Origin of the sequence: Micromonospora sp. NBC_00421, assembly GCF_036017915.1 — a bacterium.
Classification (GTDB): Bacteria; Actinomycetota; Actinomycetes; order Mycobacteriales; family Micromonosporaceae; genus Micromonospora.
Genome location: NZ_CP107929.1, coordinates 1,965,029 through 1,981,644, shown reverse-complemented (window position 1 = coordinate 1,981,644; position 16,616 = coordinate 1,965,029). Strand labels below are relative to the sequence as shown.

Annotated in this window: 14 protein-coding genes; 5 read left to right on the top strand and 9 right to left on the bottom strand. The window is 74.7% G+C overall.

What is annotated here, in order from left to right; all coding sequences use genetic code 11:
- Positions 1–6: 6 nt before the first annotated feature.
- Positions 7–3,372: a M12 family metallo-peptidase gene (locus tag OHQ87_RS08680; RefSeq protein ID WP_328346682.1), complete on the bottom strand. Its 3,366-nt coding sequence runs from the start codon at positions 3,370–3,372 to the stop codon at positions 7–9.
- A gap of 346 nt (positions 3,373–3,718) precedes the next feature.
- On the opposite strand from OHQ87_RS08680, the gene OHQ87_RS08675 reads away from it, so the two are divergent.
- The 4 genes from OHQ87_RS08675 to OHQ87_RS08660 are packed head-to-tail and all read left to right on the top strand — an operon-like array spanning position 3,719 to position 7,114.
- Positions 3,719–4,612 (top strand): ABC transporter ATP-binding protein, encoded by an 894-nt coding sequence (locus OHQ87_RS08675; protein ID WP_328346680.1) that lies wholly within the window; start codon positions 3,719–3,721, stop codon positions 4,610–4,612.
- A gap of 1 nt (position 4,613) precedes the next feature.
- Positions 4,614–5,345: an ABC transporter permease gene (locus OHQ87_RS08670; RefSeq protein ID WP_328346678.1), complete on the top strand. Its 732-nt coding sequence runs from the start codon at positions 4,614–4,616 to the stop codon at positions 5,343–5,345.
- 21 nt (positions 5,346–5,366) lie between these two features.
- Positions 5,367–6,512: a sensor histidine kinase gene (locus tag OHQ87_RS08665; protein ID WP_328346676.1), complete on the top strand. Its 1,146-nt coding sequence runs from the start codon at positions 5,367–5,369 to the stop codon at positions 6,510–6,512.
- Complete coding sequence (locus OHQ87_RS08660) at positions 6,509–7,114, top strand: response regulator transcription factor (protein ID WP_328346674.1); 606 nt, start codon at positions 6,509–6,511, stop codon at positions 7,112–7,114. Before OHQ87_RS08665 ends, OHQ87_RS08660 begins: the two co-directional genes overlap by 4 nt.
- A gap of 31 nt (positions 7,115–7,145) precedes the next feature.
- Here OHQ87_RS08660 and OHQ87_RS08655 read toward each other — a convergent pair whose 3' ends face one another.
- From OHQ87_RS08655 to OHQ87_RS08630, 6 genes are all read right to left on the bottom strand, one after another.
- The gene (locus OHQ87_RS08655; protein WP_328346672.1) at positions 7,146–7,742 is read right to left on the bottom strand and encodes a GNAT family N-acetyltransferase; all 597 of its coding nucleotides are present in this window, start codon (positions 7,740–7,742) and stop codon (positions 7,146–7,148) included.
- Positions 7,743–7,786: 44 nt separating this feature from the next.
- Positions 7,787–8,881, bottom strand: a complete 1,095-nt coding sequence (locus OHQ87_RS08650) for a winged helix DNA-binding domain-containing protein (RefSeq protein WP_328346670.1) — start codon at positions 8,879–8,881, stop codon at positions 7,787–7,789.
- Between the two features lie 130 nt (positions 8,882–9,011).
- Entirely contained in the window at positions 9,012–11,495 is a 2,484-nt protein-coding gene (locus OHQ87_RS08645; protein WP_328346668.1) for an ABC transporter permease, read from the bottom strand.
- Positions 11,492–12,325, bottom strand: coding sequence for an ABC transporter ATP-binding protein (locus OHQ87_RS08640; protein WP_328346666.1), 834 nt, complete (start codon positions 12,323–12,325; stop codon positions 11,492–11,494). Before OHQ87_RS08640 ends, OHQ87_RS08645 begins: the two co-directional genes overlap by 4 nt.
- Positions 12,326–12,437: 112 nt before the next feature.
- The gene (locus OHQ87_RS08635; protein WP_328346664.1) at positions 12,438–13,094 is read right to left on the bottom strand and encodes a response regulator transcription factor; all 657 of its coding nucleotides are present in this window, start codon (positions 13,092–13,094) and stop codon (positions 12,438–12,440) included.
- Entirely contained in the window at positions 13,082–14,308 is a 1,227-nt protein-coding gene (locus tag OHQ87_RS08630) for a sensor histidine kinase (RefSeq protein WP_328346662.1), read from the bottom strand. The genes OHQ87_RS08635 and OHQ87_RS08630 overlap by 13 nt, the downstream gene beginning before the upstream one ends.
- Positions 14,309–14,476: 168 nt before the next feature.
- On the opposite strand from OHQ87_RS08630, the gene OHQ87_RS08625 reads away from it, so the two are divergent.
- Positions 14,477–14,695 (top strand): hypothetical protein, encoded by a 219-nt coding sequence (locus tag OHQ87_RS08625; RefSeq protein ID WP_328346660.1) that lies wholly within the window; start codon positions 14,477–14,479, stop codon positions 14,693–14,695.
- A 96-nt stretch (positions 14,696–14,791) separates the two neighbouring features.
- On the opposite strand, the gene OHQ87_RS08620 is transcribed toward OHQ87_RS08625, so the two are convergent.
- Positions 14,792–15,802 carry a MerR family transcriptional regulator gene (locus OHQ87_RS08620; protein WP_328346658.1) on the bottom strand — a complete coding sequence of 337 codons (1,011 nt, stop codon included), beginning with the start codon at positions 15,800–15,802 and terminating at the stop codon, positions 14,792–14,794.
- 5 nt (positions 15,803–15,807) lie between these two features.
- Entirely contained in the window at positions 15,808–16,476 is a 669-nt protein-coding gene (locus tag OHQ87_RS08615) for a HEAT repeat domain-containing protein (protein WP_328346656.1), read from the bottom strand.
- Between the last annotated feature and the right edge of the window lie 140 nt (positions 16,477–16,616).

Here is a 16,616-nt window from a genome sequence, read left to right as displayed (position 1 = left end):
GCCTGGTCAGCCGATGGTGAGGTTGCCGCCGGAGGCGGTCAGGGTGCCCTCCCGGGTCGACGCGCCGGTCCAGTCGGACGAGAAGAGCAACCGGTCGCCGTCCCAGACGGTGATGCCGATCCCGTCCCGCCGGCCCGGCTCGCCCCGGTCGGTGGCGGTCACCCGCATGGTCAGCCCGGTCGCCACCGCGACCGGGTCCTGCGCGGTGGAGATGTCGTAGAGGGTGACCTGGTAGCGCAGGTCGGCGACCGGTTCCCCGGCCCCCGTGGCGACGCCGAACGACTCCAGCGCCGTGCTCTGGAACTTGTACCGCTTGCCTGCCGACTTGTAGCCGACCTTCGCGCTGCCGACCAGCTTCTTGCCGTTGTTGATCCGGCCGTCCAGGGTCACCTCGATGCGCCGGTCATCGTCGAGCGGGTAACCACCGGCGGTGGCCCCGCCCCTGAGGTAGCCCGAGCCGGCGACCGACCGGCCGTACCCGCCGGCCACCGTGACGGTGGCCGGCGCACTGCCGGTGTACGCCCCCGACAGCGTGGCGGTGACCGGGTGCGCGCCGTGCGGCAGCACGGCGCGGCAACTGGCCGAGCCGTCGTCCGCCGCCGCGCCGAACGGCGTCGCGACCGCCGAGCAGAGGGTCTCGCCGCCCTCGCTGAAGGTCACCGTGGCGTTGCGGACGTCACCGCCGCCACCAAGGACGGTGGCCCGCAGCAGCACGCCGGTCGAGTCGGCGTCGTCCACCGGGGAGGCCAGGGCGTCACCGGTGTAGGTGACCGTCGCCGCCCGGACCCGGGTGACGGTGAGATCGGCGTCGCTCAGGTCGAAGAAGACGTTGCCGACCGCCTCGATCTTCAGCCGGCCCCGGGCGGTGTCCACGTTCGGCAACGTCACCGTCGCCGCGCCGGTGTTCGGGGTGCGCTCGGCCAGCACGTGCGGGAAGGTGGCCCCGCCGTCGACGGAGAGCGAGATCCGCACCTCGCCCACGCTGATCGGGGCGGCGTCCGTGCCGGCCACGTCCCAGGTGACCGGCACGGTGCCGCCGCCCAGGTACGCCGTCGACGTCGCCTGCGAGGTGACCAGGAACGGTCCGGCCGCCGGGGCGACCGTCAGCGCCACGTCGGCGCTGCCGATACCGCCGCCACCGGGGTGGCCGTCCCGTCCGGTGAGCCGGAAGTGCAGGGTCCGGTCGTTGCCGACGCCGACCCAGTCGCCGGTGGGCAGGAACTCCGAGTAGCAGTCCACCGTCGTGGCCGGCACGTTGCTCGCCCCGCCGGTGGCCGGCGGGGCCGGTGCGGCAGGGCAGCCGCCGGTGGCCGCGTTGGTGTTGTTCGCCGCGATCTGGGCCAGGTTCGGGAAGTGCCGGGTCGGGTCGGTGGTCACCGCGTTCTGCCCCGGCGAGTGGTACTCCAGCGCGTCGGTCGGGCTGACCACCGCCGCCTCGCCGAACTGCCGGAACAGCGGCCCGTTGGTCTTGGTGTTGTTGACAAGCGCGGTGCCGGTGGCGCCACCCCTGTCGTTCTGCTCCCACAGGTAGCGCACGGTGTCGCCGTCGGCGTCGGTCGCGCCACCGGTCAGCGCGAACGGGGTCCGCGCCGGAATGGTGTACGCCGATGCCGGCACGGTGACCACCGGGGCCCGGTTGCCGGTCTGCTCGGTCCGGAAGCCGCCGTTGCCCGCCGCACCGCCCCGGGCGGTCTCACCGACGAAGCCGGTCGTCCCCACCGTGTTGGTCAGCCCGAGCGACGGCACGTCGACCCCGGCCAGCGGTCCCCCGTTGAAGGTGACCTGGAAGCCGGTGTCGTTCGGGGCGCCGAGCCCGCCGAAGGCCGTCACGGTGACGGTGGCCCCGGCCGGCCAGCCGGCGATCGCCTCGATGGCCGCCTTGATCCCGGCCGCGGTGTAGTTGCCGCCGCGCACGACAGGTGCGGAGGACTGCCCGGCGTAGCTGACGGTGAACGAGTCACCGTCGGTGTCGAAGTCGGACAGCGAGCCGGTCTGCACCTCGTTGAGCGCCGCCCGGGTGCCGGTGACGAAGGTGCTGATCTCGGTGTAGCTGCGCTGTGACCAGTACGGGTCGCTGTGCGGCTGGAGGTTGTCCTGCTGGCAGATGCCCGCGTACGCCATGATCGACGATCCGCTGCCCGGCTCGTACGAGTTGGCGGGGCTGCGGTTGCTGCCGGAGCAGTTGTACTGGGTGCCGTTGAAGGTGTGGTTGCCGGCGAACTGGTGGCCGATCTCGTGCGCCACGTAGTCGACCGCGTAGAAGTCGCCGACCGGGGTCGGTAGGCCGGTGCAGCCCCGGGCCTTGCCGTCCAGCCCGACCACGCCGAGACCGGCCACCCCGCCGCCGGGCAGGCCCAGACCGATGTGCCCGACGTCGTAGTTGCTCGCGCCGATCAGCTGACCGAGCACGATCCGGTTGCGGTTGAGCAGCGAACTGGTGCACGAGGAGATCTGCGTCGGGGTGTAGCAGGCCGCCGCGCCACACGGTCCGTTCGGCTCGGTGGCCAGGGCGGCGGTGTTCAGGTTGGTCCTGTCGGTGCCGTCGACAAGCACCAACCGGATCGCCGTCTCGTCCTCGTAGATCTGGGTGACCCGGTTGACCAGGGTCACCTTGGCTGCGGTGACGTTCTCCGCGCCGAAGAAGGTGGCGTACGAGGGATCGGTGACCAGCGCCAGCCGGTAGGTGCGCAGGGTGACCGGTGTGCCTGCCGGTTCGTCAGCGGTAACCTCCGGCGTCAGCGCCTCGGCCGCCGCCGCGACGTCCTCCCGCTCGACCAGGGCCGGGTCGGTGTCGAGCAGGTCCCGGGCGAAGTAGCTGGCGTAGACGCTCTGGTCACCGTGGTAGTAAGGGTCGAGGTACCAGTGTCCCCCGGCCGACCGGATCGAGGCGTGGAAGCCCAGCGGGGTCAGGTCGGCCCGGATGGTCGCCGTCGGGTCGTCCAGGCCCCGGCCGACGTACGTGCTGATCTCGGGGTGCCGGGCGGCGAGCCCCGGCTCCATCACCGGCGAGTCGACCAGGGCGAACCGCTGGAACCGCCCGGTCGGGGTGGGCAGCACGACGGTCAGCGCCGGCTGCCCCCGCCGGGCCGCGCCGGCCCGCTCGGCCGGCACGTCGGCCAGGGTGTCCGCCAGCACCGCCCGGTCCAGGGTGTACGCGGTGAATCGCGCGGCGCGGATGTCGGGTATTCGCCCGTCGCGGGCGTTCGTCGACGTCTCGCCGGGCAGCTGCCGCCACGGGCCGGGGTCGGCCGGCGCGGCGACCGCCGCAGCGCCGCCGATCAACGGCAGCGCGGTGGCGACCAGCACGGCGGCGAGCAGCCCGGCCAGCCGCCGACGGCCGGGGCCAGCGGGATCAGGGGGTGGAACCGTCATCGAGAAGGCCTCACTTCACCAGGTCGGGGAACGGGCCGGATGGCGTGGCGTTCGTGGGCCACGCCGGGCTGTCCCGGGAAGCACACGCTATGTCGGGTCCCCTGTCGACAGACATCAGCCGTAAAGTCGACGCGACCGCGGAGCCCGGCGGTGTACGCGGTCCTCGGTGGAGCCCGGTGCGGTGGGCAGGGAACACTGAGGACCGGTGCCGGCGTAGGCGGACCCCCGCCGACCGTGGCAGGGCGCGACCGGCTCGCCGACCTGGGCACGGCCGGGACATTTGTCCTGGACGGCCGGGTATCGTCGGCTCTGCCACCGCCGACCCCGGCTGCCTAGCGTGACGGGCATGGATGACACCGCAGTACGCCTGACCGGGCTCACCCGGCGGTTCGGCCCCGTACGGGCCGTCGACGGGATCGACCTGACCATCGCGTCAGGCAGCACGGTCGCCCTGCTCGGTCCCAACGGCGCTGGCAAGACGACAACCATCTCGCTCCTACTCGGCCTCGCCCCACCCGACTCCGGAACGGTGACGCTGTTCGGCCGGTCACCGGGCGAGGCGGTCCGGGCCGGCCAGGTCGGAGCAATGGTGCAGGACGCCGGTTTCGTCGCCGGTGCCACGGTGCGGGACCTGGTCACACTCGCCCGAGGGTTGTATCCCCGGCCGTTGGACACCGCCCGGGTGCTCGCGCTGGCCGGGCTGACCGACCGGGCCGACCGCCGGCTGGACCGGCTCTCCGGCGGCGAGACGCAGCGTGCCCGGTTCGCCTTCGCGTTGGCCGGTGACCCGGACCTGCTGGTCCTGGACGAGCCCAGCGCGGCGCTGGACGTCGCCGCCCGGCAGGCGTTCTGGGCGGCGATCCGCCGGTACGCCACCGACGGTCACACCGTCCTGTTCAGCACCCACCACCTGCACGAGGCCGACGAGTACGCCGACCGGGTGGTGCTGCTGGCCGACGGGCGGGTGGTGGCCGACGGTCCGCCGGCGCAGGTCCGGGCGGTGGCCGGCGGCCGTACGGTGGCCTTCGACCTCGCCGACGGGTCGGTGGCGGGCCTCGACCTGCTGCCCGGCGTCCGGTCGGTGCAGGTCCGAGGTGGTCGGGTGGTACTCACCACCGACGACGCCGACGCCACAGTGCTGGCGCTGGCCGCCGACCGGGGCTTCCGGGGCCTGGAGGTCACCGGCGTCGGGCTGGAGGCGGCCTTCCTCACCCTCACCGGCGCGGAGGGGAAGCACTGACATGCGTGCCTATCTGCGCTTCGAGCTACGCCGCCTGGTCCGGGACCCGCGGCTGGCGCTGTTCACCGTGCTGGGCCCGGTCGTCACCTACGTGATCTTCTCGGGCCTGCTTCCGGCGGGCGACCGGCTCGAGGGCGTCACCGCCGCCGCCGCGCTCATGGTCGGCCTGGCCGGCTACGGTGCGATGGCCGGGGTGCTCTCGGTGGGCTCGTCGGTGGCCCAGGAACGCGCGGTGCGCTGGCTGCACCAACTGCGGGTCACCCCGCTGTCCCCCCGCCGGGTGGTCGCGGTGAAGGCCCTGGTCGGCACCGTGAGCGGGGTGCCGGCGCTGGTCGCGGTGGGCATCGCCGGACGCCTCCAGCACCACGTCGAGCTACCCGCCGGCAGGTGGGCGGCCCTGCTGGTGCTGATGTGGGTCGGCACGGTGCCGTTCGCGCTGCTCGGGCTCGCCATCGGGTACGGCCTCCCCCCGCAGCTCGCCCAGCCGGTCAACTTCCTCGCCTTCCTCGGCCTGTCGGTGCTCGGCGGACTGCTGGTGCCGGCGGCGTACTTCCCCGACGTGCTGCGGCACCTGGCGCACGCGCTGCCGACGTACCGGTTCGCCGAACTCGGTTGGCGTGCGGCGGCCGGCCTGGCCCCCGACCCGACCGGACTGGCGGTGCTCGTCGGGTGGACGGTGGCCTTCGGCGTGCTCGCTGCGGCGACGTACCGCCGGTCGACCGCGCCTCGCTGAGATCCCGCTACCGTGACGACCATGCCCGGTGTCACAAGCGTCACCGGCAGGAGCCGCCGCCGGGGCTTCCTGCTGGTCGCCGCGCACACGCTCTGGTTCTGGCTGCTGCTGCCCCCGGCCGCCGCGATCACCCACGGGCAGGTAGGTCCGGCGGCGGTCGCGGCGACCGGGCTGGTCACCTTCGCGCTGCTCTACCTCGCGCTGGTGGCGGTGCCGGTGGCCGACCTGGCGGTGCCACCCGTGCTGACCCACCTCGGTCTGGCGGTGTTCACGGCGCTCGGGGTGGGCCTCGCGGGCGCGTACGCCGGCGGCCCGGAGGGCTGGCTGATCCTGCTGATGTACGTCGCGACGGCCGGTGCGATCGGGCTGGTCCGGCCGGGCCTCGGATTCGCCTGGGTGGGTGGCAGTGCCGCCGCCGTCCTGGTGATCGGGGTGGCGCACCGGGTGCCGGCCGGTGACATCGCCGGTTCGGCGCTGATCACGGTGCTCGCGGGCACCCTGACCCTGGCGTTCGCCCGGACGGCCCGACTGGTGGCGGAGCTGCGACGCACCCAGCTTGAGCTGGCCCGCACGGCGGTCGAACAGGAGCGGCTCCGGTTCGCCCGGGACCTGCACGACCTGCTCGGCCACACGCTGTCCCTGGTGGTGGTGAAGGCGGAGGTGGTGCGCCGGCTCGCCCCCACCGATCCGGGGCGGGCGGCGGCGGAGGCCGGTGACATCGAACGGATCGGCCGTACCGCGCTCGCCGAGGTTCGCGAAGCGGTCACCGGTTACCGGGACCGCAGCTTCGGTCGGGAAATGGACGGCGCCCGCACCGCCCTGACCGACGGGGGGATCACCGTCACCGTGCGGCAGCCCGGCCGTCCGCTGCCGGTGGAGGCGGACGACGCGTTCGGTTGGGTGTTGCGGGAGGGTGTGACGAACGTGCTGCGGCACAGCCGGGCGTCCCGTTGCGACATCGAGGTACGCGCCGACGCCGAGGAGTCGGTGCTGACCATCGACGACGACGGCGTCGGCGGCCGGGCCGAGCCGGGCAACGGCCTGCGAGGTCTCACCGAGCGGCTGGCACAGGCCGGCGGCGAGCTGCGCGTCACCGCCGTCCGTGGCGGCGGTGTGCGGCTCACCGCCCGGATCCCCACCGGCACGGGCGGGTCGGTGCGCCGATGATCCGGCTGCTGCTCGCCGAGGACCAGGGCATGATGCGCGGCGCACTGGCCCTGCTGCTCAACCTCGAACCCGACATGGAGGTGGTGGCCGAGGCCGGCACCGGCACCGCCGCGTTGACGGCGGCCCTGCGGGTCCGCCCCGACGTGGCCCTGTTGGACATCGAGATGCCCGACGGTAGCGGGCTGGACACCGCAGCCGCGTTGCGGCACCGGCTGCCCTCCTGCCGGGTGCTGATCCTCACCACGTTCGGTCGGCCCGGCTACCTGCGCCGGGCGATGGAGGCCGGGGCGCGGGGGTTCCTGGTCAAGGACGGGCCGGTGGAGGAGTTGGCGGTCGCGGTCCGGCGGGTGCTGGCCGGTCAACGGGTGATCGACCCGGCCCTCGCGGCGGCGGCGCTGGCCGCCGGCCCGAATCCGCTCACCGAGCGGGAACGGGAGGTGCTCGTCGCCGCCGTGGACGGCGCCACGGTCGCCGACGTCGCCGCCCGGCTGCACCTGTCGGAGAGCACGGTCCGCAACTACCTGTCGGCCGCGATCGGCAAGACGGGCACCCGCAACCGGATCGAGGCGGCCCGCACCGCCCGCGCCAACGGCTGGCTCTGACCGGCTCGTGGCCATGGACGGGGTGCCGGTGTCAGACGGCTGGTCGATCGCCCCGGATGCGGGCGTGCAGATGCATGTCGTGCCTGCCGTCGCGATGGACGGCGTCGCTGCGCTTGGTGCCCTCCAGAAGGAAGCCGGCCCGCAGCGCGGTCCGACAGGACGCGGCATTACGGGTCGAGTGATCCAGGTGCAGACGGTGGAAGCCCGCCCCGTCCAGCGCCCAGTCGCCCAACGCCGTCAACGCCCGGGAGGCGACCCCCGTCCGCCGGGCGGCGGGAAGCACCCAGTACGCACACCCGGCGACACCGTCATCGAGATCCATGCTGGTCAGGGCGATCCGACCGAGCACTTCACCGCCGTCCCGGGTCACCGCCCAGCTGGCACCGGTCTCCCGCGCCCAGGCCTGGTGGTACTCCACGAACCACTCCCGGACCTGACTCTCGGAGGCAGGATGACGGGCGTGCCAGTGCTGGATCTCCGGATCCTGGTAGGCGGCCAGGAACACCGGGGCGTCGGTCGGTTCCCAGGGGCGCAGGACGAGGTCACCCGGCGCGGCGAGGGTCGGCTGCGGGCCGGCGGCGAGTGCCCCGGCGGGAATGGTGGGTGGCGTGGAAAGTGGTACCCGCACGCCTCATCCTCCCCCACCGTCGCGGACCGGTGTCAAGCCGCCGGTCAGGCGTCGATGTCGACGTCGACGCGGGAGACGCCCCGGTGCGCGGCGAGGCGTTGCGCCTGCGCGACGATGCTGTCGCGGGTCGCGGCGGACAGCTTGCGCCACGGCTGGACGGCGAGCTTCATCGCCCGGCCGGACTTGCGGGGACGCCAGGTGCCGACCAGCTCGCCGCCGGCCAGGACGGCGCCGGGGCGGCCCAGCACCGGCCACAACTCCTTGGCGTGGGCCGCGTCCGGCACCAGGGTCGCCCGGTCCCTGGCCTGGAGGAACAGGTCGTACGGGCCGAGCAGGCGGACGGCCGTGGTGTCGTCGCAGGAGACGAGTGCCGGCGCGTCGGCGGCCAGCACCGAGCGGGCCTGCCCGTCGACCCGTACCTCGGTCACGTCCTCGGGCCAGCGGGCCTTCACGTCCCTGACCGGGGCGTCGAGATAGTCGGCCACCTGCTGGGGAGTGGCCGGGCCGAGCAGCCGCAGGTAGGCGCGGATCAGGTCGAACCGGTCACCCGACGTGGCGGCCCTGGTGAATCCCGGGATGCGGTGCAGGACCGGTGGCGAGGTGTCGAGTCGCAGCTCCAGCCCGGCCCGCACGGCGGCCAGCCGGAACGGCATCTCGTAGAGGTGGGTGGCGGCGCAGGGGCGGCAGAACCGGAGGTAGGGCTGGGGCAGCAGCTCGGCCAACCGACCGGAGACGTCCCCCTTGACCGTCGGCGCGGTGACGACGTCCCGCAGCCGCGCGGCCACCTCGTCGAGGGCGGCCAGGTTGCCGATGCCGGCTGCCTTCAACGGCCTGGCGGCGTCGTAGATGCGTTTGCCCGCGTCGGCGTCGGAGTACGGCGCGACCGCCGCCGCCACCTCGCCCACGTCGGCGCGTCGGTAGAGGTGTGGCGCACCCCGGACGGTCCAGAGCAGGACCAGGTCCGCCAGGGACGGTTCCGGCACCTCGACCCCGCGCACGGCCAGCGCCCACCGGCCGCCGTCGGGGCCGGTGTCCTGCGCCCCGATGTCGAGGATCGCGGTGTCGGCGAGCGTGCCCTCGACCCGGTCGAGTTGCTGTGCCTGCACGCGGAAGTGCAGCACCTGCCGCCGGTCGATCATCCGGCCAGCCTAGGCGGCACCCCCGACAGAAACTCGCCGCCGCCGGGTTCGGCACGCCGAGAGCGCCCGCCCGGCGTGCCGTCGGGTTCGGCCGGCACCCAGGGGTGCCGGCCGGAGGGGTTCCCCGCCGCTACTCCTTGAGGCCGATGTGGTCGATCGGCGGCACCCGGAGCAACCGGCGGACCGGCCACACCGTGGTCGCCAGCGCCAGCAGGGTCGCCCCGCCGAGCACCGTCACCGCGCCCAGCGGCGGCACGTACGGGACAGGGCTGCCGGTCAGCGCGCCGACGATCGCGCCCAGGGTCAGCGCCGCGATCGTCGCGCCGACCAGCACCGCGCTGCCGAGCAGCCCGGCCTGCTCGGCGTGGACCATCCCCCGGACCTGCCGTCGGGTGACCCCGACCAGCCGCAGCAGCGCCAGTTCGCGCCGGCGGGCCAGCGCCGCCAGCACCATCGTGGTGGCCGCGGCCAGTGCCGCGTAGCCCACCAGCACGCCGACCAGCAGCCGGTTCAGCCAGGCGCCGAGGGCCAGGTCGGTGCCGATGAGCCGGGCACGGGTGGCCGCGTCCCGCACCTGGACGCCCGGCTGCCCGGCCGACCAGGCGGCCAGCGCGGCGTCGGCGTCCGGTCCGGCACGGACCAGGATCTCGTCGGCGGTGCCCCCGGCGGTGTGCCCGGCGACCGTCCCGGTGGCCAGCGTGACGTCGCCGAAGCCGAGGCCCCGGCCGTAGATCGCGACGACCCGCAGGGTGACCGGGGTGCCGTCGCCCAGCCACAGGTCCGCCCGGTCGCCGACCTGCCACCCGGACGCGGACGCCTGCGTCGCGGACAGCGCGACGGTGTCCTCCGCCAGGTCGGCCGGGTCGCCCTGGCGCACGTCGAGGTCCATGGTGCCGGTGAGACCGGCCGGGTCGACAGCCTGCGCGCCGACCGCTTCGATCCCGTCGGTCGACCGCACCACCACCTGGGTACGGCGTACCCCGGTGGCGGCCCGCACCCCGGGCAACTGGCGGACCTGGCGGACGGCGTCGGCGGGTAGCCCGCCCGGGGCGGTCAGCACCCGTTCGGCGAGCGTTCCCGCAGCACTCTGGGCCACGGTCTGCCGCTCCAGGTTGGTCTGGAGAAACCAGACCGAGCCGCCGAACCCGACCGACAGCACCAGGGCGGTCAACACGGTCGCCATGCCCTGTGCGTTGGCCCGCAGGTTGGCCGCGGCCAGGTAACCGCTGACCCGCCAGAGGCGGGACAGCACCGGGGTCAGCAGCCGGGCGGCGTACCCGTTGATCCAGGGTGCGAGCAGCGCCACCGCGATGACGAACAGGTAGAGCATGCCGACCGCGCCGGCCAGCGCCCCGGTCGAGCCGCCGCTGCCGGCCGTGAACGCCCCGGCGGAGCCGGCGCCCGCCAGCGTCGCGCCACCGGCGATCAGCCGTACCCGGCCGGGACGTCGGGCTTCGACGGCGATCTCGCCGAGTGCCTCGACCGGCTTGATCGCGGTGACCCGTCGGCCGGCGACCAGCGCGGCGAGCACCGCCACCAGCACCGCCGTACCGACCGCGACGGGCACCGCGAGCAGGCCACCGGTCATCGGGAAGTCGGCCGGGACGAACCCCCGGCCGACCAGTTCACCGTGCGCCCAGCGGGCGGCCAGCAGGCCGGTGGGCCCGCCGAGTGCGGCGGCGACCAGGGCGAGCAGGGCGGCCTCGGCGAGCAGCATCCGACGCACCTGACCCGGGGTGGCCCCGATCGCGCGCAGCAGCGCCAGGTCGCGGCGGCGGTGCCGGACGGAGAGCCCGATCGTGCCGGCCACCACGAAGACGATCAGCAGGACGACGTACCCGCCGAACGCCGAACCGGCGGTGACCAGCAGGCCCTGGGCGGCCAGGTTCGCCGACTGCTCGGCCTGCCCCCGGTCGGCGTCGACGTAGGTCGTGGCACCGGTGGGCGAGACGATCCGGCGGACCGCGTCGGCGACCGCGGCGTGGTCGGCGTCGGGTGTCAACCGCACGCCGATCGCGTCCACCCGCCCCGGGGCGGCGGACAACCGGGCGGCCTGCGCGTCGGTGAAGAACACCGAGGCGGTGCCGGTGTCGACGGTGGCGCTCACCCGGTAGGACCGGCCGACCCCGCCGACGACCAGGTCGATCCGGTCGCCCGGGACCGCGCCCAGCCGGGCGTCGGCGGCCACCTCGTCGTCGGCCCGGGGCGCGACGCCCGTGGTGACCGGCCGACCGGCGAAGGCGTAGGTGCCCCAGCCGTGCCCGACGGCTGCGGGTGCGCCGATCGGCACCCGGTCGTCGGCGGTGACGGCCGCGACACCGGGCAGCCGGCGGATCCGGTCGGCGAGGGCGGCATCGACCGTGCCGCCTTCGGGAAGGGCGACGGTGCTGGTGCTGGTGTCGCCGCCGAACTCCTGGAACGTGTGGCTGACCGTGCGGTGGGCGACGACCAGGTCAGCCGCCGCCCAGAGCCGCGGTTCCGGGCGGAACCGCAGCCCGGACTCGACGAGGGTGCCCATGGCGACCAGGATCAGCACCCCGGCGACCAGGGCGAGCAGCGTCGCGGCGGCCGGGCCGACACGGTGCCGCAGCAGGCGGGCGGCCAGCCCGGTCAACGGACGGCCCGCCCGTCCAGCGTCGCCAGGTGCTCGGCGATCCGGGCCGCGCCGAGTTGCGGCAGGTCGGCGACGATCCGGCCGTCGGCCAGCACCAGCACCCGATCGGCGTACGACGCGGCGACCGGGTCGTGGGTCACCATGACCACTGTCAACCCGTGCTCGTCGACCACCGCCCGCAGCAACGTCAGCACCTGCGCCGCGGTGTGCGAGTCGAGTGCCCCGGTGGGCTCGTCGCAGAAGATCACCTCCGGCCGGGTGGCCAGCGCGCGGGCGATCGCCACCCGTTGCTGCTGGCCGCCGGAGAGCGCCGCCGGCCGGTGGTGCAGCCGGTCGGCGAGCCCGACCCGCTCGACCACCCGGCTCAGCCAGGCCCGGTCCGGCCGGATCCGGGCCAGCCGCAGCGGCAGCACGATGTTCTCCTCGACGGTGAGCGCGCCGATCAGGTTGAACGCCTGGAAGACGAACCCGATCCGGGTCCGCCGCAGCTCGGTCAGCCGGGTCTCGGACAGCCCCGACAGGTCGGTGTCGCCGATGACGACCCGACCGGAGGTGGGCCGGTCCAGCCCGGCGGCGGTCTGCAGCAGCGTGCTCTTGCCGGACCCGGAGGGCCCCATCACCGCGGTGAAGGTGCCCCGGTCGAAGGCGACGTCGACCCCGGCCAGCGCGGTCACCGGGGTACGACCGGCCGGGTAGACCCGGGTGAGCTGCGCGACCCGGACCGCCGTACCGACGGCCCCGGCCGGGGCGAGGGTCCGGCCGGGAGCAACGGTCCTCGCGCGGTCGACGGTCCTCGCGGGGTCGATGGGGTGTGCCGGGTGGACTGGCATCCTGGTGGCCTCTTCCGTGTCAGCGGGGGTGGACTGCGCGCACCAGGAACGCTATGGAGCCGGGGAACCGGAGACCATCCAGCGGGCTGCCGGGGTCGGGGTACAGCAGGCGCTACCGCCGGTCGCCGTCGAGGTAGCGCAGCACCGCGGTGACCCGGCGGTCGGCCCGGTCGTCCGGGGGGAGCTGGAGCTTGGCGAAGATGTTGCGGATGTGTTTGTGCACCGCGCCGTCGGTGACGTACAACCGCTCGGCGATCGCGGTGTTGCCGAGCCCCTCGGCCATCAGTCCCAACACCTCGCGCTCGCGCGGCGACAGCTCGCTCAGCGCCGTGTCCGGCCGGCGGTTGCGGGCCAGCAACTGCCCCACCACCTCCGGGTCGATCACACTGCCGCCGTCGGCGACCCGGCGCAGCGCGGCGAGGAACTCCTCGACCCGGCCCACCCGCTCCTTCAACAGGTAGCCGAGCCCGGCCGCGCCGACCGCGAACAACTCGGTGGCGAACGCCTGCTCCACGTACGCCGAGAGGACCAGCACCGCGAGGCCGGGCTGGCGGCGACGGGCCTCCACCGCGGCCACGATGCCCTCGTCGGTGTGCGTCGGCGGCATCCGGACGTCCACGATCGCCACGTCCGGCGCGTACGCGTCGATCGCGGTCAGGAACTCGCCCGGGGTGCCCGCCGTGTCGACCACGTCCAGGTCCTCCGCCCGTAGCAGCAGCGCCAGCCCCTCCCGCAGCAGCGGGTCGTCCTCGGCGATCACGATCCGCACGGCAGCTCCACGTCCATTCTCGTCGGTCCTCCCGGTGGGCTGGTCAGGGTCAACCGGCCGTCGTACGCCTCGACCCGCCGGCGGATGCCGGTGAGCCCCGAACCACGTGCCTCGTCGGCGTCGCCGTGCCCGTCGTCCTCCACGGTCACCCGAAGCCGGCTCTGTTCCCGGCGCACGGTCACGTCGACGTGCCCGGCGCCGCTGTGCCGGACCACGTTGGTAAGCGCCTCCGCCACCACGAAGTAGGCGGTGGCCTCGACCGAGACCGCGCAGCGTACCGCCACGTCGACAGTGAGCCGGCAGGGCACCGCACAGCTGCCGGCCAGGCCGGCCAGCGCACCGGCGAGGCCCCGGTCGTCCAGCACCGGCGGCAGGATGCCGCGCACCACCGTACGCAGTTCACCGAGGGCCTGTTCCGCCGCGTCCTGCGCCCGCCCCAGGATCTCGTCGGCCCGCTCCGGGTCCCGCCGTACCGCCCGGCGGGCCGCGCCCAGCAGCACGTTGACCGCGACCAGCCGGTTCTGCGTGCCGTCGTGCAGGGAACGTTCGATGCGGCGCAGTTCGACCGCGTGGGCGTCCAGCGCCGCGGCCCGGGTGGCGGTCAGCTCGGCGACCCGCAACGACAGGTCCACCCCCGGCGGCGGAGGCAGCAGCCACCGGCCCGGCCGGGCCTGGAGGCGGGCCAGTGCCGGGCCACACACGACCGTGGCGGCCAGCCAGCCCACCCCGAGCAGGCCGACCGCGAGCGCCTCGGCCAGCCCGTCGATGTGCCACCAGATGATCCCCGGCGCACCGGCCTCGGGTGGGATCAGCCGGTACCACAGCGGGAAGGTGACGTCCTGCACGGCGTAGAGCGGCAGGGCCAGGCCGAGCATCCCGGTGACCAGACCGCTGACCGAGTGCAGGGTGACCCAGCCGAGTTCCCGACGGACGAACGGGTCGCGTACCGCCACCCGCAGCGCGGCCGGCACCGGTCCCGGGGCGGGGACCGGCCGGCCCCAGCGGGACAGTCGGGCGCGCTCGCGGTCGGCCACCGAACGGACCACCCGCAGCGCGCCGGGCGCCGCCGGCAACCCCACCCCGACCAGACAGGCCACCGCCACGAGCGCCGCCCAGAGCAGCGCCGCCAACGCCAGCAGCGCGGTGCCGAGCCCGCCGACGAGATGCTCGAGGGCGTCGACCGAGGCGCGGATCCGGTCCCGCAGGTACGTCATCGGAAGACCTCCCGCGCCAACATAGGCCGCCGCACGCCCGGCCGGCAGCCTCCGGCCCGGAAGGTACAGCCTGCTGTACCACCGACGGTGGCGTTGGCGGGATCGTCGGCGACCCGCCGCCCGCCTAGCGTCGGACAGGTCGACGACCGTCGCACCGAGGAGGCAGCCATGACCGATCCGTACCGCGTCACCGACGCCCCGGCCGAGACCCCGCAGCGGACGGACGGCCTGCTCCGCCCGCTGTTGTGGCTGGTCCTGTTCGTCAGCGCGGCGGCCAACGTGGTGCTCACCACCGTCGGCGACAACCCGTGGGTAGGCTCCGCGTGCGGCCTGGTGGCCGTGCTCTGCGCGGGAACGCTGATCGTCCGGCACCGTCGCGGTCGCTGACCGGTGACGGGGAGCGACCCGAGGCCCGCCCGAGTGGCCGCGCCGGTGCCGGGCGCGCGGTCGCCCGACGGGGGCACCGCCCCGGCACGTCACCGCTCAGCAAGCCCCGTCCCGGGTGGTGCGTAGCGTGCGGATGTAGGTCGCGGTGAGCGCCACGGAGCGGTCCTGGTCACCGACGAGTGCCGCCAGCGCTCGCTCCGTCCGGTTCCCCGGGATGCCCGCGAGCGCCTGGGTCAGCCGTCGCCGTGCCGACTGCTCCACGGTGCCGTGGGCACAGCGCTCGATGAGCGCGGCGGCGATCCGGTCCGCCGACACCGGATCGGTCGCCAGCGCGCTCAGCACGTCGGCGGCCTCGACGTCGTTCGCCGCCTCGACGATCATGTCGACCAGGGTCGGGACGGCGTCGGCGACGCCCCGGGCCCCGAGGGCCAGAGCCGCGTACCTGCGGACCACCACGTCGTGGTGGCCGAGGGCGTCCCGCAACACCGCCGTCACCGCTTCGTGCGGGATCTCGACGACGCACCGGACGGCACGCTCGCGTACCTCGGCCGCCGGCGAGTCGAGCCCGTCGGCCAGCAGCGGCAGTCCCTCGACCCCCGAGTGCGCCAACGCCCACCGCAGCGCCCCGGCCACGTGAGGGTCGGGCTCGCCCAACGCCGCCTCGACCAGTGCTTCCACCGGCACCGCACCGACCGAGGCCAGGGCGGCGCGCTGGCGCTCTCCCGCGCTCGGCGAACCCAGTGCCTGCAGGAGCGCGACGGCCTGGAGGACGTCCTCCCAGTCGTCGGGCTCGACGGCACCGATCCGCCGCAGCCGGGTGAGCAGTCGCGTCTGCGTGGCGATCCGCGCCCGGGTCTGCCGGATGAGGTCGTCGACGAGCACCGAGGGGGTGAAGCCGGGATCGTCGAGGGCCCGCCCCACCTCGCGCAGCGACAGCCCCAGCGACCGCAGGCTCTCGATGTGGAAGATCCGCCGGATGTCCTCGCCGGAATACTCCCGGTAGCCGGCGCCGGTACGACCGGTCGGACGTACCAGGCCGAGCGATTCGTAGTGCCGGAGCATCCGGGCGCTGACCCCGGAGCGTCGTGCCACGTCACCGATCAGCACCCTGCTCACCCCTCCCGGCCGAAGTCGCCGAGGGCCACGACGCGCTTCGCCTCCTCGACCGAGACCACGAATCCGGCGTCCGGGTCGCGCAGCAGCCTGCGGGTGGCGAGCGCGTGCGCGCGTACCCGGGGATCGGGGTCCGTCGTGGCGGCGTGCAGGACCGGCTCGGCCACTTCGCCGAGCGCGGCCAACGCCCGACCGAGGCTCAACTGCGTCTGCCGGTCGCCGCGCCCGAGCTGGGTCGCCAGCACCACGGCCAGCCCGGGTTCCGCCCCCTCCGGCACCAGGGCGACAGCCGCCCGCCAGGCGCTGCGCGCCACCTCGTCGTCGGCGTCGGTCAGCAGCGCCCGGGTGATCGCCGGCCAGGCGCTCCGGTCCCCGATCTTGGACAACGTGTGCAGCGCCTGGCTCCGGGCCTGCGCCCGCGTCGCGCGCAGTTCGGCGACCAGTCGGGGAACCGTCAGCACGGCACTGTGCCGGGTGAGTGCCCAGGTCAGCATCTCGCGTACCGGGAAGTCGGGTTCGACCGCGCAGCGGGCGACGAGCGCGTCGACGCACCGCGGATCGGGGGTGGTGCCGATCGCCAGCGCAGCACGCAACCGCACCGACGGGTCGCCGTGCGCCAGCCCCCGAAGCGCGCGCGCCGATTCCGTATCCCCCTGCGACCAGGTCATCCGGCCCACCTCCCGGCCACAGTCAAACCCCTGCCACAGTGTCAGGGTCAACCGGGCCCGATGGCGTCCCCTGCCGTCAGCGCGGGTTCGTGTCGGCGCGCGTCGCGGTCTCCCCGGACCCTCGCCGTGGCGGCGGGCGG